Below are 20,766 nucleotides of genomic sequence, written 5' to 3'. Positions count from 1 at the left end.
CGTTACCTATCAGTTGTTGCACACCCGCTCGACCGCGTCCAGCCAGCCTGCGTAAAGTGACTCCCGCAGGGCCGGGCGCATGGCCGGGTGGAATTGGCGCTCGCACTCCCAGAGTTCTGAAATCTGCTCAAGACTCTCGAATAGCCCGGTCTGCAGGCCAGCGAGATAAGCCGCACCGAGCGCGGTGGTTTCAGTGACCCGGGGCCGGTCGACGGTGACATTGAGAATGTCGGCCAGGAACTGCATGACCCAGTCGTTGACCGCCATACCTCCGTCAACCCGGAGTGATGCCAGACTGGCGCCGTCGTTCTGGATTGCCCGTACCAGGTCCTTGGTCTGGTAACAGACCGATTGCAGCCCGGCTGTCACAATCTCGCCTATGCCGGTATCCCGGGTGAGGCCCATGATGGCACCCCGGGCGTGGGGATCCCAGTGGGGAGCGCCCAGTCCGGTGAACGCCGGCACCAGGTACACCGGGTTGTCCACGCCCACCGCCTCGGCATGGGCCGAGGACTCGCTGGCGTGCCGGATCAGCTTAAGCCCGTCCCGCAGCCATTGCATGGCCGCTCCCGCCACGAAAATACTGCCCTCCACTGCATAGCAGGGTTTGCCATTCAACCGATAGGCCATGGTCGTCAGTAGCCGATTTTCGGACCGGACGGCCCGATCCCCGGTATTGAGCATGAGAAAACAGCCGGTACCGTAAGTGCTTTTGGCCATACCCGGGCTGAAACAGGCCTGGCCGATGAGGGCGGCGTGCTGGTCCCCGGCGATTCCGGCAATGCTGACCGGCGCCCCGAGCCACTCGGGCTGCGCTGTGCCATAGTCGGCGGCGCTGTCGAGCACCTCAGGCAGCAGAGACTTCGGAATGCGGAAGAGCTCAAGCAGGGTCGGGTCCCAGTCCTGATCGTGAATGTTGAACAGCGCTGTACGGGAGGCATTGGTGGCATCGGTACGGTGGGAACGGCCTCCGGTCAGGTTCCACAGCAGCCAGCTGTCGACGGTGCCGAACGCCAGCTCACCGGCTTCAGCCCGGGCCCGGGCGCCGTCCACATTGTCGAGGATCCAGGCAATCTTGGTGGCCGAAAAGTAGGGATCAATAAGCAGGCCGGTTTTATCAACGACGGTATCCTCGTGGCCATCCGCCTTCAGCTTGGTGCACAGGGAGGCGGTTCTGCGATCCTGCCAGACGATGGCGTGATGGATAGGCCGGCCACTTTCCCGCTCCCAGACCACCGTGGTTTCCCGCTGATTGGTGATGCCGATGCCGGCCAGCTCTCCAGCCTCTATACCCGCCTGCTTCAACGCACCGCGGCACACCGAGAGGGTGCTTTCCCAGATTTCCAGGGCATCGTGCTCCACCCATCCGTCCTTCGGAAAATACTGGTGAAACTCCTGCTGGTCGGTGGCAATGCTGTTGCCGGACTGGTCAAAAACAATGGCGCGGGAACTGGTAGTTCCCTGGTCAATGGCAAGCAGATAGCGGGTCATGAACGGCCTCCTGTTGTTTCCTGCGATTCTAGCAGCAGTGGGGGCCTTAAAGAGTGACGAACCGGGAATTTCACCGGAGACTTGAAACGCAGACATAAAAAAAGGCCGGAAAACCGGCCTTCAAATGACGAATGAAACAAGGAAAGTTCGTAAGAACTACAACCTCAAAAGTCATCCCTTACGCTTTGCATTATGCGCAGGGGCGGCCCGCTGTTCAGTAGTGCTTGTGTAGCGCATTTGTTACATCAGGTGAGGTTGTGAGCACTGGGTCACAGAACGGCTTCGAGCGGTTTTTTCCGGGGCCACACCAGACTGAACCGGGCACCGCCCAGGGTGTCGCTACGACCAACAAACGCGTGGCCGCCGTGCCAGTACAGAATGCGCCGGACAATAGACAGCCCCAGGCCGTAGCCGCCGGAAGTTCGGGTGCGGCTGTCGTCGAGGCGGGCAAAGGCGGTAAACACCTTCTCCCAGTCCTCCTCGGGTATACCGGGGCCATCGTCCTCTACATCGATACGGCAATTGTCCTCATCGCAATGGCAGGTCACTCGCACGTTACCGGCGGCATAACGACCGGCATTGCCCACCAGATTCTGGATTGCCCGGTGAATATAGCGGGGCTCAATATCTGACATCGACCAGTGCTCCGACTCAGGGTCCACCAGGCCTTCGATGGTCAGCTCCGGACGCACCATCTGCTGCTCCGAGACCACCTGGCGAACGATGTCAGTGACCGATGTTTCCTGCAGCGAGAACACCGGACCACCCTGCTCCAGCCGGGCATAGGTGAGTATTTCGTCGATCAGTTCATCCAGTTCCTGGATGTCTCCGTCTATTCCGTCCAGCTGCCTCTGGAGGGCCTCCTGGTCCTGGCAGTCCTCAATCATCTGCACACCGAAACGAATCCTCGCCACCGGCGTGCGCAGCTCGTGAGAGACCGCATGGATCATTTCCCTCTGCACCTGCACCAGGCGCTGGATGTGCTCAGCCATGCCGTTGAACGATACCGCCAGCCGGGTCACCAGCCGGCTTTCCCCGGCCTCCACGCGGGCGCCCATTTCCCCACGGGCAATCCGTACCGCCACCGACTCCACCGCCCGCAGATTGCTGTCCACCTCCCGCAGCGCCAGAAACAGCGCAATGGCCAGCACGCCGCCCAGTACCAGTGCCACCAGCAACAGCAGAGGCCAGGCCCAGGGGTTAAAGGGCGCCGGCATATCAATCCGGAACAGTTCGCCGTCCGCAAGCTGGATCATCACCCGGCCGCGTCCATTGTGCCCCTCCCGATAGAACGCCAGGCCCCGCTCTGCCACCTGCGCCAGCACCTCGGAATCGGGCAGCAGGCGTTCATCGGCCACCGACTGGATGTCCACATTCAGGGCCTCGGCCATCTGGTCGGCCACTTCCAGCCTACCGGCCGGTTGCACCGAATCCAGATGCCAACGCAGGATAAGCCCTGTGGCTCTGGCAATGTCGCGATAGGGATCGGCAAGTCGCAGCTCAAGAATGTCTCCGGACACGCCGGCCACGAACAGACGCAGGCCAACGTTGCTGTCGAGGCTTACCACCTGCCCGTATCCGAGGCGCTCAGCCACCACCGGGGACAGATCGAATTGAGCGGCATTGCCCTCTCGAAGCTCCAACACCGCTCCGAGCCAGTGATACTGCTCCGCCGGTGCCGGAGCTGCCGCCAACCAGCGCATAAGTGGCTCGGGAAACCGTTCCTGCCAGTACTGCAGGCGGACCGAATTGATACCGGTAAACAGGGCAGCGCAAAGCAGTACCACCAGTGCGGTAACGCCTGCGAGACGGGCATAGAGCTTGAGGAAGAACTTCAGGGGCATGGCACCAACCCTGGCGGGGGCCACCGGTGTGCGCTCGGGCCACACACCGGCTCCGGAGACAGAATCGTCAGGCTTCCTTCACAAACAGGTAGCCTTTACTGCGAACGGTCTTGATGCGCCGTGGATGGATCGGGTCATCCCCGATCTTGGGCCGGATCCGGGACACCCTGACGTCGATGGAGCGATCCTGGCCGTCGTACTCGATGCCGCGCAGGGCAGTAAAAATCTCCTCCCGACTGAGTACCCGGCCGGCGTTGCTGGCCAGTAACCAGAGCAAATCGAACTCCGCGCTGGTCAGATCGATGCTCTCGTCGTTCAGCCAGGCCTCCCGCATGGAGCGATCCACCACCAGGTCGTTGAACTGCAGACGCACGGGCTCTTCACCGCTGCCTTCATCGCCGGCACCCTGGCCGCCCTCGGTGACCCGGCGGAGCATGGCGCGGATGCGAGCCAACAGCACACGCGGCTTGACCGGCTTACCGATGTAATCGTCGGCACCCATTTCCAGGCCGAGCACCTGGTCCAGATCATCGGTGCGCGCGGTGAGCATGATGATGGGACCGGAATAGAAGGGACGGACCCTGCGACAGATAGACAGGCCATCCTCGCCGGGCAGCATCAGATCAAGCACCACCAGATCCGGCTGCTCGTTGCGGATCCGCTCGACAGCGGGGCCACCGTGGGTTTCGAGGGAGACTGTCAACCCGTTGCTTTCGAGGTACTCACGGGTCAACTCAGCCAACCGCTCATCGTCTTCGACAATCAGAATTCGCCAACTTTCGTTCGTTTGTTCCACGCCGTCCATCTCTGATTTTGTTATTCCGGTTTCAGGTCATTCTGTGTTTCCGACCATACAGGCAACCTGCTGTAACAGCAATTATACATGCTATTCAGAAATATACATGGAACCGGTGCTTGGTTACAGCCTGTGACACAGCTCCATCCGGCCCACCCGGATCTCCATGTCATACAGACGTCATTCCCCGGTCACCGGCCTGTCACACCGGCTTCATAGGCTTGTCGGCAAATGGAAACAAAAGAGACTGAGCCATGACCACACCCGCCGCAAACGCCCGCCGCAGTGCACGTCGACTCAAAACCGAACTGACCCGCTGCCCCCAGCAGGTGGAAGCAGCACAGCGTCTGCGCTACCACGTGTTCTCCGAAGAATACGGCAGCGACCTCGGAGCCCGGACGCCCGGCCTCGACGCCGATGAGTTCGACAACGTCTGCGACCACCTGATCGTCACTGATCTCGATTCCGGACAATTGGTCGCCACCACCCGCATCCTGCACCAGGCGGATATTGGTGCCGTCAACCGCTTCTATTCGGCCAGCGAGTTCGATCTCACCCCCCTGCAGAACCTGCCCGGCACCATCGCCGAACTCGGACGTACCTGCGTGCATGCGGATTACCGCAACGGCGCCACCATCAGCCTTTTGTGGTCCGCGGTGGCAGCTTACCTGATGGAACGCGACGTCGATTACATGATTGGCTGCGCCAGCATCAGCATGTCCGACGGCGGCCTGAAAGCCTGGCGCATTGCCCGGCACCTGCAGAATCAGTACCTGGCCGATCCCGCTCACCTGGTGGCCCCCTTGCGGGCGCTGCCCCACCTGACCCATGCCCGTGATACCGACCGTCCGGTGGAGGTTCCGGCCCTGATCCGGGCCTACATGCGCCTGGGCGCCAGGGTTTGCGGCGAACCGTGCTGGGATCCGGAGTTTCGCTGTGCCGATCTGCTGGTGCTGCTGGAAGTCAGCAAGCTGGCCGGCCGGTACAGCCGGCACTTCATGCGAACGGCTTCCTGAGCCAAATCCGGGAGAGGACCTGCCCCATGAGCTGGCTGCGACTGGTGTTCCGACTGACTGCGTTCGTGCTGTTCCTCGCGGCGACCTCCGGGCTGGCTATCGCACTGTGGATTATCGATCTGGTACGCACCACACCCATCAACCGGACACCCTGGGCTAACAGCTGTTTTCGCTGGGCCTGTCGCTGTCTGGGGCTGGAGATCCATCAGCATGGTACTCCGAGCGATACCACGGTTCTGTTTGTCAGCAATCACATCAGCTGGTCAGATATTCCGGTTCTCGGGAGCCTTGCCCCCATCCGCTTTCTGTCCAAGGCCGAGGTGGGCCGGTGGCCACTGATTGGCTGGCTGGCACGACAGGCGGGCACACTGTTCATCAAACGTGGCGGCGGCCAGGCGAGAAAGGTACGGGAGCGCATTGCGGACAATCTGCGAACCGGCGAGAGCGTGCTGGTTTTTCCCGAGGGCACCACCAGTGAGGGTCTGGCGGTACTGCCGTTCCATGGACTTTTGCTGGCGGCCGCGCCGGAAAGTGATACGCCGGTGCAGCCGGTCACCATCGCCTACCGCAGGGCGGGGAGACCCGACCACCTGGCCCCCTTCATCGGCCAGGACGAGTTCCACCGTCACCTGCTGCGCCTGTTACGCCAACCCGCGGCACGCGTCGACGTTATCTTCCATCCACCTATCAGTTTTCACGGGCCATCGCCGGTCGGCCCGAACACCGGCGCGTTGGCGGAACATGTCAGGGAAACCGTCAGCGAGGGCCTGGCCAGAATCCATGAGGGCAAGCTTGACCAGGAGAACACCGATACATTCAGAACAGAGGCCGACCCTGGGCAATCTCGTCGTCGGTCGCTTCCCGCCGGCCAACAATCTCCAGATCAAAGTACAGGGTAAAGCCCGCCAGCGGGTGGTTGGCGTCCACCTTCACCAGGTTGCCGTCAATGCCCACCACCTGCACCACCTGGGCGTCATCGCCGGTATTGGTCTGGAATTTCATGCCGACCTGGAGATTCTCGACTCCCTCGAAGAGCGAGCGCGGAACTTTTCGCACCAGATCCTCCCGGTGCTCGCCGTAGGCCATCTCTGGCGGCACGGTTACTTCCAGACAGTCGCCGACGTTGCGGTCTTTCACGGCCTTCTGGATGCCCTCGATGATCTCGGGAGTGCCATAGAGGAAGTGCAGCGGCTCGCTGCCCTCCGAGGTATCCACCAGCTCGCCGATCCGATTTTTAAGGACGTAATGGACGGTAAAAACGTCGGGTCTTGTGTCTGAAGCAGTCATCAGGTTGTCGAGTTTCCTGTATCCGAAGATGTATCGAGTTGCTGAAGGCCATGTATGACCAGTCGCTGATCGAGCCGGTCTCGCAGACTCGCGGGATTCAGCAATCCCATGCGCTCAAGCAGGGATCGGTATCGGTTGTCCTCATCCCGTGCCCGCAGGGCCTGCCAAAGGGTCGACAGTTTACCACGACGGGTGGCGGTTGCGGCCTTCAAGGCCTTAAGGGCTTTCCCTAACCGGAGTTCCTCTTCGGTGAAATCGCAGCCGAACGGAAAGGCCGGGAAGCTGCCCTCACCAGCCTCGGCGATGGCACGACGCACCGCAGCGGGCGTGTTGTTGCACCAGTGCGAGGGTAGCCGGAACGCCGGATCCACCTTGCCCGCCTTCTGCGCCCGGGCCAGTAATTCCGGCTGGAAGCGGGAGTCCGCAATGCGGATGAGTCGCAGATAGACCTGCTCATCGCACTGCCCCCGGAGATCCGCAACACCATATTCGGTCACCACGATGTCCCGCAAATGCCGGGGTATCGTGCAATGGCCGTAATTGAACACGATATTGGACAGCACTTTGCCGTGCGCATTCCGGGTACTGCGCAGGGTCAGGATGGAGCGGGCTCCCGGCAGCTCGTGAGCCATGGCCACGAAGTTGTACTGCCCCCCCACGCCACTGACAACCCTTCCGTCATCCAGGCCGTCGGATACTCCGGCGCCGTTGAGGGTGTACATCATGGCCGAGTTGATAAAACGGGCAGACACCCGCTGCGCTGCCTTGAGTTTCTGGTCACCGAACGGGTGATCGTAGAGCTGATTGATGAAATTGACGCTGGTCATGCAGATGCGGGCGCGCTGGTGTTCGCTGAGCTCCCTGAGGTACTGGTAAAAACGCTCCGGCCCCACGTAAAACCCGCCATGCAGGACAATGCCGCCGGTCAGGCGCTCTCCGAGCATCAGGGCCTCGATGATTTCCCGGGCCTCGGCGTCGTCCAGGTCACCCTCCACCGAGTGACTTCTTAAACATAGCCGGCCACCCTTGAATTCTACCTCGTCCCCGAGAATGCCGTGCCGGACCAGCCAGCGAACGTCCCGGGCCCTGAGCGGATTGTCAATCAACTTTTCCTGCCGCAGGGTATCCAGGGTTTCCAGGGACACCTTCGACGTCAGTTCACCGCGGTTCATCAACGACTGAAGCCCGGCATGCTCGAACACCTCCCGGGTAAGGATGCCTTCCTGCATCAGGTACAGAAAGCCATCAACCATCATCTCGCTGCAGCCGTACAAGCCTTTCTCAAACGGCTCGGTACCGCCGTCTTCAGCGACTACCGGAAACTGCTCGTCGACCCGAAGATGATCGAACACCTTTCGCCAGGTGTCGTTATGCTTGTGACGCATGATGGCACTATGCACCAGCGCGGCGCCGAGCGATCCGATACCGACCTGGAGTGTGCCGCCGTCCTTCAACAGCGCACTGGCGTAGAACCCGATCAGGTGATCCTCCGGGCTCACCGCCATTTCAGGGGCGGAGAAAAGAGGGTAGTCCGATGACGGCTGTTCAAAAACAATATCGAAGCGGTCCGCATCGACCGCAGCATGATTCCCGAACCAGGGGAGACTCTCATTGAGCTCGGCGACCAGAGCGACGGGGGTACCGTTAGCCTCCCGCTCTCGCAGGCGCGGAATGAGATCGAGTGTGAGGTCGGGATTACAGCTCAGGCTGACGAGCCCCGGTTGGCCGTGAGCGGTGCCAGGCGCCACCATCTGGGCGACCACGTTCACCCCCTGAGCCATCAGATCGCGCACGGCATGGGTGTAGTTGGTGCACACATAGTGGCGTTGCTGGGCCCGATTGTTCAGAAAACTGCCGGCCTTGAAAAAGAATTCCGAGACCCGAATGTTCCCGGGCAACCGCCCTTCCGACACGTCCCGTGCGTAGGCCAGCTCCGGAATCGGGCCATACAATCGTTCGGCGAAGGGCCCCATGAATCGCCGCTCCAGTGACGAGTTGCCTCTCGGCGCCAGCAGAGACAGTGCGGTGACGATGTGCAGTTGAATGCCCGGATCGTCTTTGGCTCTCTGGTACAGCGCATTAACAAACCGGACCGGTTTGCCCAGCCCCAGCGGAAGGCCGAGCGTAATGTTCTTGCCAACCCGGCGGATCACTTCATCCACGCAGGCGTTTACGTCGTTCGATACCTGCCCTCTGTCACCTGACATTACCTAGCTCCCTTTATTCAAACGATCCGTTCGGGGGATCCGCAGTTCACACCGGATGATCACACGAGCATCCCGCGCAAACAATGCGTCAGGTCATGGCAGAGGCAGATGAGGGGATGGCCTGGCTCAGAAATTCCACTTGAGATTAAGGCAGGCGCCTTCAGGGAGCAACGCAATGCCGTGGTCGGCCTGGGCCGGGTCGGAGGCGTAGTGCTTGCCGGACTGGCGGGAGCGGGACAGGGTCAGGCTCAGCAGGCGGGACCCGATTTCGGCGAAGGCATCGGAGCTGTCTTCATCAATATCGCCGGAAACCCGCTCCTGAATCGCAAAGATCTCTTCGCTGGCCGTTGTCATTTCCGCTTCTTCGAACACGCGCTCAGACGCTTCGGCGCGAACGACGAAAGCCACGAGATTGAGAGCGAGTAATGCGACGAAGATACGAATAATCATGACACTGCCTGAGACCTTTTAGCGAGACGGAAGTCTACGGAAACCTAAGGCTTTAGTCTAATGATTACCGACCCGAAAGATGTGAATCTGCACACAAAGACGTCGATTTTTTGTCACCACATCGGGCTTTTTTTGTCAATTTATGATCCCCAATATTGCTGATTGTAACCAGCCCCGATAACCGGCGGATATCGGGGCTGAACGTGAGGTATCAGGGACAGGGGTAGGTGAACTCCTGGTGGATAGCTTCGATGGCTTCCAGCACCGCCGGGCTCAATGTGACCTTCGCCGAGCCAACGTTCTCCTTCAACTGCTCCATGGTGGTGGCGCCAATGATATTGGCGGTCAGGAAACTGCGGCTGTTGACGTACGCCAGTGACAGCTGCACCGGGGAAAGACCGTGCTGATGCGCGAGGTCGACATAGGCCCGGGTCGCGTCCATGCCGCGACTGCTCGTATAACGGCTGAACCGCTCGTACAGGGTCATTCGGGCCTTCTCCGGCCACTTGCCGCCCAGATACTTGCCAGAGAGCATGCCAAACGCCAGGGGCGAATAGGCCAGCAGGCCCGCCTGCTCGCGATGGGCGATTTCGGCCATACCCACCTCAAAGGCCCTGTTCAGAAGATTGTATGGATTCTGGATGCTGGCCACCCGCGGCCACCCCTTCTCACGGGCGAGGCGCAAGTATTCCATGGTTCCCCAGGGCGTTTCATTGGACAACCCGATATGCCTGACCTTGCCCGCACGCACCAGTTCATCGAGCGCTTCCAGCGTTTCCTCGATCGGAGTGAAGGTTTCGTCAGGATTATGCTCATACCCCAGTTTGCCAAAGAAATTGGTGCTGCGATCCGGCCAGTGCACCTGGTAGAGATCGATGTAGTCAGTCTGCAGACGCTTGAGGCTGGCGTCGCACGCCTGATGGATGTGATCGCGTGTCAGCCGCGGGCCGTTACGCAGGTACTTGAGCCCGTTGCCCGGCCCGGCCACCTTGGAGGCGATAACCAGATCGTCACGACGGCCCCGGCGGGCCAGCCAGTTGCCCAGGTAGGTTTCGGTCAGTCCCTGGGTCTCGGCCCTGGGAGGCACCGGGTACATCTCTGCGGCATCGATGAAGTTGATGCCTTCGGCCGTTGCGTAATCAAGCTGCTCGAAGGCTTCCTGCTCGGTGTTCTGCTCGCCCCAGGTCATGGTGCCCAGGCAGATGAGGCTCACGTCGATGTCCGTCTTGCCAAGCTTTCGTGTCTGCATAACGTCTCCGAAGCGGTTCGGTTAATAAGTAAACGGAATGTCACGGGATTGTCGCATGGCTGTCATGCCGCGTTTCCATAGTAGGGGCATGTCAAAGGACGCACAGGAAACACCGTGACCGAGACCCTGAAGGCCAACCGGCACCCGCAACACGTTACCATTGTTTCCGAGACTTTTCCGCCGGAAATCAATGGCGTGGCCAATACGCTCAGACATTTGTGCCAGGGACTGATGCAGCGTGGGCACCGAGTGACCGTTATACGGCCGAGGCAGCAACATGAGAGCAAGGGGCATTTCAAAAGCGCCGGCGAAGCGCTGTTCACCCACGAGCATGTAGTATCCGGATGCCCTCTGCCCGGCTATGCCGACCTGCGCTTCGGTGTGGCAACACCGGGGCGACTGAGAAGGCTGTGGGTGACCGATCGCCCCGACGCCGTCTATATCGCCACCCAGGGCCCCCTGGGGGTCTCGGCGACATCAGCCGCCCGCCAGCTCGGCATTCCGGTAAGCTCCGGCTTTCACACCAATTTCCACAGCTACAGCCGCTATTACGGTGTGGGCGCGCTCGAACGGTTGCTTTGTCTTTATGGTCGATGGTTCCACAATCGCACCGCCATTACGCTGGTGCCAACCCGGAAAATGCAACATGCCACCCGGGCCATGGGCATTACGGCTACCGGCATATGGAGTCGCGGCGTGGATTGCCGACGCTTTACCCCGCACAACCGTGACGCCGCGCTACGTGAATCCTGGGGGCTGGCCGCCAACGACCGGGCCGTTCTTTATGTTGGCAGGCTGGCGCCAGAGAAGAATCTGCGCATGGCCGTCGCCTGTTTCGAGAGAATCCGGGGACTACATCCGCAAGCCAGGTTCGTGTTGGTTGGAGACGGGCCGCTGCGGCGCCAGCTCGCCCAACGACACCCGGATTACATTTTCGCCGGCACCCGCCGGGGCGACGACCTTGCCCGGCATTTTGCCTCGGGGGATCTGTTCCTGTTTCCCAGCAAAACCGACACCTTCGGTAACGTGGTATTGGAGGCCATGGCCAGCGGGCTTGCCGTGGTCGCCTTTGACGATGCTGCTGCAGCCGAGCATATCCGTCATGAAGAGAACGGCATGAAGGTTCCGCTGGACCAGGACGAAGCGTTCGTCGACAGCGCGTTGCGCCTTGCCGACCAGCCCACCCTGCTGAACCGGGTTCGCGCCCAGGCCCGACTGGACGCCCTGGAACAAAGCTGGGCTGCGCAAATCGAACAGTTCGAGCAACTGGTTTTCAACCAAACGACAAAGGCCGGATATCATGCCTCCAGCAAGCAAAGCGTCTCGCTTCTTTGAACAGGCAGACCAGCGCGAAGTTGCCCTCTGCCAGGCCATCAATCGGGCCGTGCAATTCCGCCCGGCCCGGGGCTATTTCAGGCTGGTCAGCCGACTGGGCGACGGCTGGTTCTGGTACGCGCTGATCCTGCTGGTGCCCTTCCTGCACCCGGTGAAAGGCCCGGGGCTGGCCCTGTTGATGGCACTGACGGGGCTCACCTGCACCCTGACCTACAAGTTACTCAAACGCTGGCTGATCCGTGAGCGGCCGTTCATCTCGTTTCCCGCCATCAATTGCGCCACACCACCCCTGGATCGTTACAGTTTTCCCTCCGGCCACACCCTGCACGCCGTCTGTTTCCAGGTGATGCTGACCCTGGCCCTGCCGGGGCTGGCACTGATGGTGCTGCCTTTCACGCTCAGCGTTGCCGCCTCCAGAGTGATACTGGGCCTGCACTACCCCAGCGATGTGGCGGCCGGCGCATTGATTGGCGGCCTGATGGGTTACGCGGCCATGCAGATTCTTTACGCCGACTGGGCCCTGAAGTTCGCCAGTGCGCTCTGATGCGCCACGGTACCCCGGTTAGTCGAACAGCCGGAGCTGGGTCACCGGTGCTTCATCATTGCGGAAGCGAACGCCGAGCCCCAGCAAACGTACCGGTCGCTCCCGGTTGGTGACCAGCTCGGAAAGCAGCGGCAGGTAGTCCTCCAGCTCGGGCTCGGTAACCTGCTCACGAACCCGCTCCAGAGTGTGAGTGGAAAAGTCGCTGTAGCGGATCTTGATGAACAGCTTGTGAATGGGCTTGCGTTGCGCCTTACGCGACAGCCGCAGGTTAAGGTCGGCCACCAGTGAAGCCATGACGGTGACGCAGGCGTCCATGTCGGGCAGGTCCTGGGAGAACGTCCGCTCCACACTGACCGACTTGGCAATGCGCGAGACCACCACCGGCCGCTCATCTCGCCCATGGGCCATCTCGTGAAGACGATACCCCTGCTTGCCGAAGCGCTCGATCAGCCGGTCGGCGCCGAGCGCCTGCATGTCGCCGCAGGTGTGAACACCCAGATCATGCAACTTACCGGCAGTCACCTGCCCCACCCCGAACAGCTTCTCCACCGGCAACTGTTGCACAAAATCGTCAACGTCCTCCGGGCGAATCACGAACAGGCCATCGGGCTTCTGCCAGTCGCTGGCAATCTTGGCCAGGAACTTGTTCGGCGCCACGCCTGCGGAAATGGTAATGCCCACTTCCTGGCGCACCCGCTCCCGCAGATGCCGGGCCATCAGGGTGGCACTGCCTTTGTGGTCTGCCACATCGGAGACATCCAGGAAGGCTTCGTCGAGGGACAGGGGCTCCACCAGGTCGGTGAGTTCCCGGAGAATGGCCATCACCTGTCGGGACACGGCCCGATAGCGGGCCATGTCCGGCGGCACGGTCACCAGCCCCGGGCACAGGCGCCGGGCCTCGCTGCCGGGCATGGCTGAACGCACCCCGAAGGCCCGGGCCCGGTAGTTACAGGTGGTGACCACACCGCGCCCGCCCTCGCCGCCTACTGCCAGCGGCACCTCCCGAAGGCTGGGATCGTCCCGCATTTCCACCGCCGCGTAGAAGCAGTCACAATCCACGTGGATGATCTTGCGTTGTGGCATAATCAGCGGGACTCGCGTCGAATTTCTGTACATTTATACAGCCTTGTATCTTAGGCTAACATGCAGAGAATGTCAGGAACCTTCATCCAGCAGTTCATGAATGAGTGAGAGCCCCATGAGTAACCCGATTCCCGAATCCAAACGCACAGAAATCGAAGCTGCCGCCTTCCGTCGGCTGGTCAAGCATCTGAGAGACAACACCGAGGTCCAGAACATCGACCTGATGAACCTGGCCGGTTTCTGCCGCAACTGCCTGTCCAAATGGTATCGGGCCGAAGCCGACGAGCGCGGCTTCGAGATTTCCGATCCGCAGGCCCGGGAAGAAATCTACGGAATGCCCTACGACGAGTGGAAGGCCAAGTACCAGACCGGCCCCAAGCAGGACCACAAATAATGAGCATCAAGGATGCCGTGAGAATACACCTGGCATCTCTGGACGCCGGCCACGCCAATTTCGCCGACTCCCTGGCCCTGATCGAACAGCACTTCGAATACCAGCCGTGCCGTTTCCATAACGGCCCTCTGGTCAATGCCGAAGGCGAGAACGCCGGCTCCTGCCGCATCTTTGGCCTGGGCCAGTACTGCAACCTGTCCGAAGTGGATACCCTCAAGCTGTTTGCCGAACATTATCAGCAGGTTCTGGACGACCCGGTGGGCGACAGCCATGGCAACATCCGGCAATTCATCAGCACCGGCTGGTCCGGCATCCGATTTGACGGGATGCCCCTGCGGCCACGCCCCAACCCAACCGACAACATGACCAGGGAAGAGACTCCTTCATGAGCGATGCCGCCACGTCCGGGGTAAAACAGGGCTTTCAACTGAAAAGCGCCAGCGTCTCGATGACCGCACTGGAGCTTTACTATTTCGACGACGCCGAATTCGAGGGTGCCCTGCGGGACAAGATCAGCCAGGCGCCCGGGTTCTTCAAGGACATTCCCCTGATCATCAGTCTCGAGAAATACGAGGGCCTGGACAGTGAACTGGATTTCTTCAAGATCATCGGCACCTGCCGGCGCAACCACATCCACGTGATTGGCGTTCGCGGCGGCACCGACGATCAGCGGCGCCTGGCCCGCGGTGCCGCCCTCGCCCTGCTGCCGGGCAGCGGGCAGCGCGACCGGGCCCACGAGACTGACCAAAGCGCCGAACCGTCATCGGAGCCGGTCGAGACGCGTGCCGCCCAAGCCGGCGCAGGCGATCCACCGCCGGCGCGCATCGTGACGCAACCAGTGCGGTCCGGCCAGCAGGTGCACGCTCCGGAAGGTGACCTGGTGATCCTGGCCCCGGTTCAGGCCGGGGCGGAAGTGCTGGCCGCCGGCAACATCCACGTCTACGGGCCACTACGAGGCCGGGCACTGGCGGGCATCCACGGCGCCGAGTCGGCGCGAATTTTCTGCCAGTCTCTCGAGGCAGAGCTTGTGTCCATTGCGGGACACTATAAAATCTCCGAGGATCTTCAGGACAATGGCTGGAAAAGCGCTGTGCATATCCAGCTCAGGGACGACCTGCTGGTGGTAACGCCACTGGACAAGGCCTGATGTTGGAACGCAACACAATAATTTGACCGGACAATTCGGCAGACACGACGAATCCACCGAGAAACAGGAACAGAACCTTGGCTAGAATCATTGTCGTTACCTCAGGAAAGGGCGGCGTTGGCAAGACCACCACCAGCGCCTCAATCAGTACCGGCCTTGCCAAGCGGGGCCACAAAACCGTCGTGATCGATTTCGACGTGGGCCTGCGCAACCTCGACCTGATCATGAACTGCGAGCGCCGCGTGGTTTACGATTTTGTCAACGTGATCCAGGGCGAGGCCTCCCTGAACCAGGCCCTGATCCGCGACAAGCGCGTGGACACCCTTTACATCCTTCCGGCCTCCCAGACCCGTGAAAAAGAGGCGCTCACCAAAGACGGGGTGGAGAAGGTCATCAACGAACTGTCCGAGAGCTTCGATTACATCGTCTGTGACTCACCGGCAGGCATCGAACACGGCGCCCTGATGGCGCTCTACTACGCCGACGAAGCCATTGTGGTCACCAACCCCGAGGTGTCTTCGGTCCGCGATTCCGACCGGATTCTGGGCATTCTGCAGAGCAAGTCCCGCCGCGCCGAAATGGGCCAGGACCCGGTGAAGGAACACCTGCTGCTGACACGCTACAACCCGGCCCGGGTAGAAAAAGGTGAGATGCTCTCGGTGGCCGACGTTGAGGAGATTCTGGCCATCCCCTTGCTGGGCGTGATTCCGGAAAGCCAGATTGTTCTGAACGCCTCCAACCAGGGACTGCCCGTGATCCTCGAAGAAGACAGCGATGCTGGCCAGGCCTACGAGGACGCCGTCGCACGGCTTCTGGGTGAGGAGCGGGAACATCGCTTCATGACCGCCCAGAAGAAAGGGTTCTTCTCGCGGATGTTCAAGGGGGGCTAAGGGATGAGTTTCCTCGATTATTTCAAGGGCAAAAAGAAGAACACCGCCAGCGTCGCCAAGGAGCGCCTGCAGATCATTGTCGCCCACGAGCGCGGCCAGCGTGAGCAGCCGGACTATCTGCCCCAGCTCCAGCAGGAACTGCTGCAGGTAATCCGCAAGTACGTGCAGATCAGCGACGACATGGTGCAGGTGGAAGTGGACCGGAACGAGAGCTGCTCGGTTCTGGAACTGAACGTCACCCTACCGGAACGGTAACACTACACGCCGCCTGCCCCATCCGGGGCAGGCCCCACCCGGCAGATCAGGCCAAATCCCCTCACCCGGCGCACAGGCCGCTACCTGGTTCACAATCCCTCGCATCCACCGCCGAATCGGCGTAAGGCTCATGCTAGACTCGGGCCTCCATTTCCAGGGAAGAGTCATTCATGAGCAAGCACTGTGGCGGGAGCACCAGGGACTGGTTGGCTATCGGGCGTGTGCTCGCCTACGCCCTGGTGGTTGCATTACTGACCACCCCGGCCCGCGCCGAGTTGCCGACCGAAGACAACGAGGACTGGACCCTTCGAAAGGAAGCCGGTGACATCCGGGTCTATACCATCGACCAGCCGGATTCCAGCTTCAAGGCATTCAAGGCCGTTGGTGTGCTGGATGCCCCGATCGAGAACCTGATGGCCGTCATGATCAACCCGGGCTCCTGTGTGGAATGGGTGCACAACTGCACCGAATCCTACGCGTTCGGCGCGGGCGACTTCCATGACCGCTTTGCCTATTCAGTCAATGACATGCCATGGCCGGTGACCGATCGCGATTACGTGCTGCGCATCCAGACCCGGGGCAACGAGGCCTCCGGCGAAGTGGTCATGGACCTGAATGCCACGCCGGACCAACGCGCAGAGAGCACAAGCCGGATTCGGGTGGATCGCTCAGACACGTTTTACCGCTTCACGCCCCAGGGCGAACAGACCCGAATGGTGTGGATCCAGCATACCGACCCCAACGGCGCCCTGCCCGGCTGGCTGGTGAACTCGCTCCTGGTGGATATCCCGGTGCGTTCCATGGAGGCCCTGGAGCGGGTGGCCAACCTCGAGAAATACCGCGGATTCCGGCTTGAGTTTGACGACTCGGGTGCGCTGATTGGCGTCGTCCGCAATGCGCCCGGAAGGGATGACGCAACCGGCATCACGCGCTAAGCTTTGGGAAAGGACTTCACAAGGCAGGCCCCGTTCAATGACTGTTCTCGCTTACGAGATCATGACCCCCAGCATCAAAGCCGTACCGCAATCCTGGACCATGGACCGGCTGGCCCGCTTCCTGACCGACAACGAAATTACCGGCAGCCCCGTTACCGATGACGAGGGCGAGATTGTCGGTATTGCCACCCTCAAGGACATCACCGAATTTCGCTGGAACGCGGCCCAGTCGGGCGCGGAACGGCATCTGACGCCCGAGGAGCGCCAGGAAGCAAGGCGACTTCGCATGGTGATTTTCGAAGAGATGGGCAAGGTCCCGGTGGAAGTGCGCGACATCATGACCCCCATCGTTTTATCTGTTGACGAGAAGACTCCGGTGCGCGACATTGCCAATATCATGATGCGCGAGCACCTGCACCGGATCTTTGTGACAAGCGACTCGAAAATTACCGGTATCATAACGACTTACGACATGCTGAAAGTGATATCGGATGAGAAGCTCACGCAACGCTGTGCCGATAACCACTGAGCCACCAGAGAGGTAGCGCACCCTATGCCCAGAGCACCGCAAGCTCGCCGAAAGATGTACGTCCTCGACACCAACGTCCTGATCCACGACCCGAACGCCCTCCTCAACTTTGAAGAACACGATGTCATCATCCCGATGACGGTCCTCGAAGAACTCGACAGCCTCAAATCCGGTAAACAAGCCGTGGCCGCCGACTGTCGCCAGGCCATCCGCAACATCGACAAGCTGCTGGGCGATGCCAGCCCCAAAGTTATCGAGAAAGGCGTTCCCATCGTGCGGGGCCAGAAGGCGGAACCACTGGGCACCCTGTCGATCCTGATGAGCACCGGCGACAGTGGCAACCACTCCCTGCCCGAGCACCTGAACGACAACAAGATCATCAACACCCTGGCCGCGTTGCAGAACCGCCACAAATCCCGGGACATCATCCTGGTGTCCAAGGACATCAACATGCGCCTCAAGGCGCGCGGCTTTGGCGTGGAAGCCCAGGACTACCACAACGACCAGCTGCTGGATGACATTGACCTTCTGCCCAAGGGCTATCGCGAGTTCCCCAACTCGTTCTGGGACACCATCGAGAAAGTTGAAACCGTTCAGCGCGAAGGCTCAACCGAGCATATTCTGAAGCGGGAGGGTGATCTTGCCCGGCTGAACATCAACGAATTTGTCGTGGACGAGATGGGCTTTGTCGGCAAGGTGGTGGATCTGAGCGACACCCAGCTGGTGATCAAGGACCTGCACCAGCACGACCTGATGAACGAGGAAGTCTGGGGACTGGTGCCCAGGGACATCTACCAGGCCATGGCGCTCAACCTGCTACTGGACCCGGACATTCACCTGGTCAACCTGACCGGTTCGGCGGGCTCCGGCAAGACCATCCTGGCGTTGGCCGCGTGCATCGAAATGACCGTGGCCAGCAAGCTCTACAAACGCATCATCGCTACCCGGTCCACCCAGGGCCTGGATGAGGATATCGGCTTCCTGCCCGGCACCGAGGCCGAGAAGATGGAGCCCTGGCTGGGCGCTATCGTCGACAACCTGGAAGCCCTCCACGAGGACGACGAGAACATGACCGCCAGCGTCGACTACATCCTCAGCAAGGTACCACTGCACTTCAAGTCCATGAACTACATTAGCGGCCGCAGCTTCCAGCACAGCCTGATCATCATCGACGAATCCCAGAACCTCACGCCGCACCAGATCAAGACCATCATCACCCGGGCCGGGAACGGCTCCAAGGTGATCTGCCTGGGTAACCTGGCGCAGATCGATACCCCGTATCTGAGCGCCCTGAGTTCGGGACTCACCTACATGACCGAGCGCTTCAAGAGCTTCCGCCATGGTGGCCACATTCACCTGCAGGGCGTGCCCCGTTCGGCGCTCGCGGAGTTCGCCGAAGCCAACCTCTGAGGCTCCACGGCGGCCACAAAAAAGGGCGGAATTCCGGTTCCGCCCTGACTTCCCGATACCTGAAGCGCTGCCCTATACCCGGTAGCGGCTGACCTGGTCGGACATCTCGGAGGCAAGATCCCTCAGCCGCTGGGTCGCATTGCCCGCCGTACGCGTTCCCTGCGCTGTCTGCTCCGTGATCGCAACGATCTCGTGCACGTTCTGGTTGATGGTCTCGGACACACTGGTCTGCTCTTCCGCCGCGCTGGCGATCTGGGTATTCATATCGGTAATCGTTGCCACCGCCTGGCCAATGCGCTGAAGGGCATCGTTGACCCGGCGGGTCTCGGACACCGTCGCTTCGCTGCGCTCGCTGATCGAGCCGATCAGACTGACCGCGTTGCCAGCGCCAGACTGCAGCCGTTCAATCATATCCTGGATTTCCTGGGTGCTTTGCTGAGTCCGTCGTGCAAGTGTCCTCACTTCGTCGGCCACCACGGCGAACCCGCGCCCCGCCTCACCGGCTCTCGCCGCTTCAATGGCGGCGTTGAGCGCCAGCAGGTTGGTCTGGTCTGCAATTTCCCGGATCACCTCAAGCACGCTGTCGATCTGCCTGGAATCAGCACCGAGCTTCTCAATCACCCGGACTCCTTCTTCCACCTGCTCGGAAAGACCACCGATGACCTCCGTGGCCTGATGAACGAGCCCTTGCGCATCACATACCTGACCGTTAGCACTGTCTGCGGCCGCCGAGGCTTCACTGGCATTGGTCGCGACTTCCTGGGCCGCGGCCGTCATTTCACTCATCGCGGTGGCCACCTGGTCACTTTCAGACGTCTGCCGCTCAACACCCTGCTCAGCTTCGGCCATCACCCGGTTCAGGTCGGCGGTGGCCTCGTTGAGCGTTCGCGTTGATGACAGTACGCGCTCAACCAGTCCGTGTACCTGATCGGCAAAGCTGTTGAACGCCGTTGCCAGCTGGCCCAGTTCGTCCCGGCCGGACACCTCGAGCCGACGGGTAAGGTCGCCATCACCGCTGGCAATATCGTTCATGGCAGACACAGCGGACTTCAGCGGGCGAATAATGGTGCGAACAACAAACAGTGCCAGCAGAACAATCAGCACCAGCGCCACCAGCGACGTGCTGACCGACGCAATCACGGCGTCTTCCAGCGAGCCCGCCACCTCGCTTTCCATCTCCGCCACCTGCTTTTCGAGACCGTCAATCCAGAAGCCGGTACCAATCATTACACCCCACTTGGGCAGCATTTCAGCGTACCCCAGTTTCGGTGCAACCTCTCCGGTATCACTGTTTTTCCAGCCGTATGAAACATAACCGCCGCCATTACGGGCGGCTTTGACCAGTTCGCGGATGAGGTAGGTGCCGTTGGGGTCCTGAAAATCCCAGAGATTCCTGCCCTCGAGAGTCTGATTGACGCCGTGCATCACATTGACGCCGTTGGTGTCGTAGACGAAGAAATAGCCGGTGCTGCCCGAGTCGTTGAACCTCAACTGGCGCAGGATCTCCCAGGCTTGCGCCCGAACGGCGGGATCGTCCGCGGAGCCCGGCTGGTTATACAGGTGGTCTATGGACGACCGGGCGACAGCCAGATAATTCTGCAGCTCCTGGCGCTTGCTCGCTTCCATGTCTGAGGAAAAACCGGCAACCGCCTGATCGCCGATATCAGCAGCCTGGTTCAGGTTGTAACTGGTCAGGAAGGCGGTCAGTACGATAACGGGCACCAGGGCAAGCAGAAGCACCCGGGTCTGGATAGTGAGGTTTTTCATGGCAGTCCGTCTTCAGAGTCTGGTTCGCTGGGCAGCCGGCGGGACCGGCCGTGAAAAAGTCGCGCACTCTACTGAAAAACCGCTTCTGCCGTTATTGAGAAAAATGCGTAGTTTGTGTCTGGTCTGTAACTGACTTT

At 60.7% G+C, this 20,766-nt stretch carries 21 protein-coding genes; 12 read left to right on the top strand and 9 right to left on the bottom strand.

From position 1 onward, the window contains the following. Window positions 1-9 precede the first annotated feature (9 nt). The 3 genes from glpK to AC0J1C_RS04405 all read right to left on the bottom strand — a co-directional run bounded on the left by glpK (window position 10) and on the right by AC0J1C_RS04405 (window position 4,140). On the bottom strand, window positions 10-1,491 hold the full coding sequence (glpK, locus tag AC0J1C_RS04415; RefSeq protein ID WP_473045757.1) for a glycerol kinase GlpK: 1,482 nt from the start codon (window positions 1,489-1,491) through the stop codon (window positions 10-12). A gap of 269 nt (window positions 1,492-1,760) precedes the next feature. Further along, window positions 1,761-3,380, bottom strand: a complete 1,620-nt coding sequence (locus AC0J1C_RS04410) for an ATP-binding protein (RefSeq protein WP_473045756.1) — start codon at window positions 3,378-3,380, stop codon at window positions 1,761-1,763. Between the two features lie 22 nt (window positions 3,381-3,402). Beyond that, on the bottom strand, window positions 3,403-4,140 hold the full coding sequence (locus AC0J1C_RS04405) for a response regulator (protein WP_473045755.1): 738 nt from the start codon (window positions 4,138-4,140) through the stop codon (window positions 3,403-3,405). A gap of 245 nt (window positions 4,141-4,385) precedes the next feature. Between AC0J1C_RS04405 and AC0J1C_RS04400 the strand changes: the two genes are divergently transcribed. Beyond that, window positions 4,386-5,147, top strand: coding sequence for a GNAT family N-acetyltransferase (locus AC0J1C_RS04400; protein ID WP_473045754.1), 762 nt, complete (start codon window positions 4,386-4,388; stop codon window positions 5,145-5,147). A 26-nt stretch (window positions 5,148-5,173) separates the two neighbouring features. Further along, window positions 5,174-6,046, top strand: coding sequence for a lysophospholipid acyltransferase family protein (locus AC0J1C_RS04395; RefSeq protein WP_091991593.1), 873 nt, complete (start codon window positions 5,174-5,176; stop codon window positions 6,044-6,046). Here the strand turns inward: AC0J1C_RS04395 and AC0J1C_RS04390 are convergent. The 4 genes from AC0J1C_RS04390 to AC0J1C_RS04375 all read right to left on the bottom strand — a co-directional run bounded on the left by AC0J1C_RS04390 (window position 5,964) and on the right by AC0J1C_RS04375 (window position 10,340). Then, window positions 5,964-6,434 (bottom strand): FKBP-type peptidyl-prolyl cis-trans isomerase, encoded by a 471-nt coding sequence (locus AC0J1C_RS04390; protein WP_091991595.1) that lies wholly within the window; start codon window positions 6,432-6,434, stop codon window positions 5,964-5,966. The genes AC0J1C_RS04395 and AC0J1C_RS04390 overlap by 83 nt on opposite strands. After that, window positions 6,434-8,641: an acetyl-CoA hydrolase/transferase C-terminal domain-containing protein gene (locus tag AC0J1C_RS04385; protein WP_091991597.1), complete on the bottom strand. Its 2,208-nt coding sequence runs from the start codon at window positions 8,639-8,641 to the stop codon at window positions 6,434-6,436. The genes AC0J1C_RS04390 and AC0J1C_RS04385 overlap by 1 nt, the downstream gene beginning before the upstream one ends. Before the next feature lie 126 nt (window positions 8,642-8,767). Beyond that, a complete protein-coding gene (locus tag AC0J1C_RS04380) occupies window positions 8,768-9,091 on the bottom strand; it encodes a hypothetical protein (RefSeq protein WP_091991598.1) in 324 nt (107 codons plus the stop codon). Window positions 9,092-9,302: 211 nt separating this feature from the next. Further along, the gene (locus tag AC0J1C_RS04375) at window positions 9,303-10,340 is read right to left on the bottom strand and encodes an NADP(H)-dependent aldo-keto reductase (RefSeq protein WP_091991600.1); all 1,038 of its coding nucleotides are present in this window, start codon (window positions 10,338-10,340) and stop codon (window positions 9,303-9,305) included. Window positions 10,341-10,454: 114 nt separating this feature from the next. Here AC0J1C_RS04375 and AC0J1C_RS04370 point away from each other — a divergent pair, with 114 nt between their 5' ends. After that, on the top strand, window positions 10,455-11,675 hold the full coding sequence (locus tag AC0J1C_RS04370) for a glycosyltransferase family 4 protein (RefSeq protein ID WP_473045753.1): 1,221 nt from the start codon (window positions 10,455-10,457) through the stop codon (window positions 11,673-11,675). Further along, window positions 11,641-12,219 (top strand): phosphatase PAP2 family protein, encoded by a 579-nt coding sequence (locus tag AC0J1C_RS04365; protein WP_473045752.1) that lies wholly within the window; start codon window positions 11,641-11,643, stop codon window positions 12,217-12,219. Before AC0J1C_RS04370 ends, AC0J1C_RS04365 begins: the two co-directional genes overlap by 35 nt. Before the next feature lie 18 nt (window positions 12,220-12,237). On the opposite strand, the gene dinB is transcribed toward AC0J1C_RS04365, so the two are convergent. Beyond that, complete coding sequence (gene dinB / locus AC0J1C_RS04360; RefSeq protein WP_091991607.1) at window positions 12,238-13,302, bottom strand: DNA polymerase IV; 1,065 nt, start codon at window positions 13,300-13,302, stop codon at window positions 12,238-12,240. A gap of 115 nt (window positions 13,303-13,417) precedes the next feature. Here dinB and AC0J1C_RS04355 point away from each other — a divergent pair, with 115 nt between their 5' ends. The 8 genes from AC0J1C_RS04355 to AC0J1C_RS04320 all read left to right on the top strand — a co-directional run bounded on the left by AC0J1C_RS04355 (window position 13,418) and on the right by AC0J1C_RS04320 (window position 18,862). Continuing rightward, window positions 13,418-13,696 (top strand): DUF1244 domain-containing protein, encoded by a 279-nt coding sequence (locus AC0J1C_RS04355; protein WP_473046498.1) that lies wholly within the window; start codon window positions 13,418-13,420, stop codon window positions 13,694-13,696. Beyond that, window positions 13,696-14,085 carry a HopJ type III effector protein gene (locus tag AC0J1C_RS04350; protein ID WP_091991611.1) on the top strand — a complete coding sequence of 130 codons (390 nt, stop codon included), beginning with the start codon at window positions 13,696-13,698 and terminating at the stop codon, window positions 14,083-14,085. Before AC0J1C_RS04355 ends, AC0J1C_RS04350 begins: the two co-directional genes overlap by 1 nt. Then, complete coding sequence (minC, locus tag AC0J1C_RS04345) at window positions 14,082-14,843, top strand: septum site-determining protein MinC (protein ID WP_091991613.1); 762 nt, start codon at window positions 14,082-14,084, stop codon at window positions 14,841-14,843. The genes AC0J1C_RS04350 and minC overlap by 4 nt, the downstream gene beginning before the upstream one ends. A 77-nt stretch (window positions 14,844-14,920) precedes the next feature. Next, window positions 14,921-15,733, top strand: coding sequence for a septum site-determining protein MinD (minD, locus tag AC0J1C_RS04340; RefSeq protein WP_473045751.1), 813 nt, complete (start codon window positions 14,921-14,923; stop codon window positions 15,731-15,733). A gap of 3 nt (window positions 15,734-15,736) precedes the next feature. Then, window positions 15,737-15,988 (top strand): cell division topological specificity factor MinE, encoded by a 252-nt coding sequence (gene minE / locus AC0J1C_RS04335; protein WP_091991617.1) that lies wholly within the window; start codon window positions 15,737-15,739, stop codon window positions 15,986-15,988. A 170-nt stretch (window positions 15,989-16,158) separates the two neighbouring features. Continuing rightward, window positions 16,159-16,923, top strand: a complete 765-nt coding sequence (locus AC0J1C_RS04330) for an START domain-containing protein (RefSeq protein WP_473045750.1) — start codon at window positions 16,159-16,161, stop codon at window positions 16,921-16,923. Between the two features lie 37 nt (window positions 16,924-16,960). Further along, a complete protein-coding gene (locus AC0J1C_RS04325) occupies window positions 16,961-17,452 on the top strand; it encodes a CBS domain-containing protein (protein ID WP_473045749.1) in 492 nt (163 codons plus the stop codon). A 24-nt stretch (window positions 17,453-17,476) separates the two neighbouring features. Next, window positions 17,477-18,862 (top strand): PhoH family protein, encoded by a 1,386-nt coding sequence (locus AC0J1C_RS04320; RefSeq protein WP_473045748.1) that lies wholly within the window; start codon window positions 17,477-17,479, stop codon window positions 18,860-18,862. A 72-nt stretch (window positions 18,863-18,934) separates the two neighbouring features. On the opposite strand, the gene AC0J1C_RS04315 is transcribed toward AC0J1C_RS04320, so the two are convergent. Then, complete coding sequence (locus AC0J1C_RS04315) at window positions 18,935-20,629, bottom strand: methyl-accepting chemotaxis protein (RefSeq protein WP_473045747.1); 1,695 nt, start codon at window positions 20,627-20,629, stop codon at window positions 18,935-18,937. Window positions 20,630-20,766 lie beyond the last annotated feature (137 nt).

It is taken from the genome of Marinobacter sp. E2, from assembly GCF_055755345.1.
This window is presented reverse-complemented; position numbering and strand designations above follow the sequence as displayed.

Excerpts from the sequence above, each read along its gene's own strand:
- AC0J1C_RS04405 (WP_473045755.1), bottom strand. The coding sequence starts at position 4,140 with ATGGACGGCGTGGAACAAACGAACGAAAGTTGGCGAATTCTGATTGTC.
- dinB (WP_091991607.1), bottom strand. The coding sequence starts at position 13,302 with ATGCCACAACGCAAGATCATCCACGTGGATTGTGACTGCTTCTACGCG.
- AC0J1C_RS04375 (WP_091991600.1), bottom strand. The coding sequence starts at position 10,340 with ATGCAGACACGAAAGCTTGGCAAGACGGACATCGACGTGAGCCTCATC.
- AC0J1C_RS04395 (WP_091991593.1), top strand. The coding sequence starts at position 5,174 with ATGAGCTGGCTGCGACTGGTGTTCCGACTGACTGCGTTCGTGCTGTTC.
- AC0J1C_RS04390 (WP_091991595.1), bottom strand. The coding sequence starts at position 6,434 with ATGACTGCTTCAGACACAAGACCCGACGTTTTTACCGTCCATTACGTC.
- AC0J1C_RS04330 (WP_473045750.1), top strand. The coding sequence starts at position 16,159 with ATGAGCAAGCACTGTGGCGGGAGCACCAGGGACTGGTTGGCTATCGGG.
- AC0J1C_RS04385 (WP_091991597.1), bottom strand. The coding sequence starts at position 8,641 with ATGTCAGGTGACAGAGGGCAGGTATCGAACGACGTAAACGCCTGCGTG.
- AC0J1C_RS04400 (WP_473045754.1), top strand. The coding sequence starts at position 4,386 with ATGACCACACCCGCCGCAAACGCCCGCCGCAGTGCACGTCGACTCAAA.
- AC0J1C_RS04355 (WP_473046498.1), top strand. The coding sequence starts at position 13,418 with ATGAGTAACCCGATTCCCGAATCCAAACGCACAGAAATCGAAGCTGCC.
- AC0J1C_RS04350 (WP_091991611.1), top strand. The coding sequence starts at position 13,696 with ATGAGCATCAAGGATGCCGTGAGAATACACCTGGCATCTCTGGACGCC.
- AC0J1C_RS04325 (WP_473045749.1), top strand. The coding sequence starts at position 16,961 with ATGACTGTTCTCGCTTACGAGATCATGACCCCCAGCATCAAAGCCGTA.
- AC0J1C_RS04320 (WP_473045748.1), top strand. The coding sequence starts at position 17,477 with ATGCCCAGAGCACCGCAAGCTCGCCGAAAGATGTACGTCCTCGACACC.
- AC0J1C_RS04365 (WP_473045752.1), top strand. The coding sequence starts at position 11,641 with ATGCCTCCAGCAAGCAAAGCGTCTCGCTTCTTTGAACAGGCAGACCAG.
- minE (WP_091991617.1), top strand. The coding sequence starts at position 15,737 with ATGAGTTTCCTCGATTATTTCAAGGGCAAAAAGAAGAACACCGCCAGC.
- AC0J1C_RS04315 (WP_473045747.1), bottom strand. The coding sequence starts at position 20,629 with ATGAAAAACCTCACTATCCAGACCCGGGTGCTTCTGCTTGCCCTGGTG.
- glpK (WP_473045757.1), bottom strand. The coding sequence starts at position 1,491 with ATGACCCGCTATCTGCTTGCCATTGACCAGGGAACTACCAGTTCCCGC.
- minC (WP_091991613.1), top strand. The coding sequence starts at position 14,082 with ATGAGCGATGCCGCCACGTCCGGGGTAAAACAGGGCTTTCAACTGAAA.
- AC0J1C_RS04380 (WP_091991598.1), bottom strand. The coding sequence starts at position 9,091 with ATGATTATTCGTATCTTCGTCGCATTACTCGCTCTCAATCTCGTGGCT.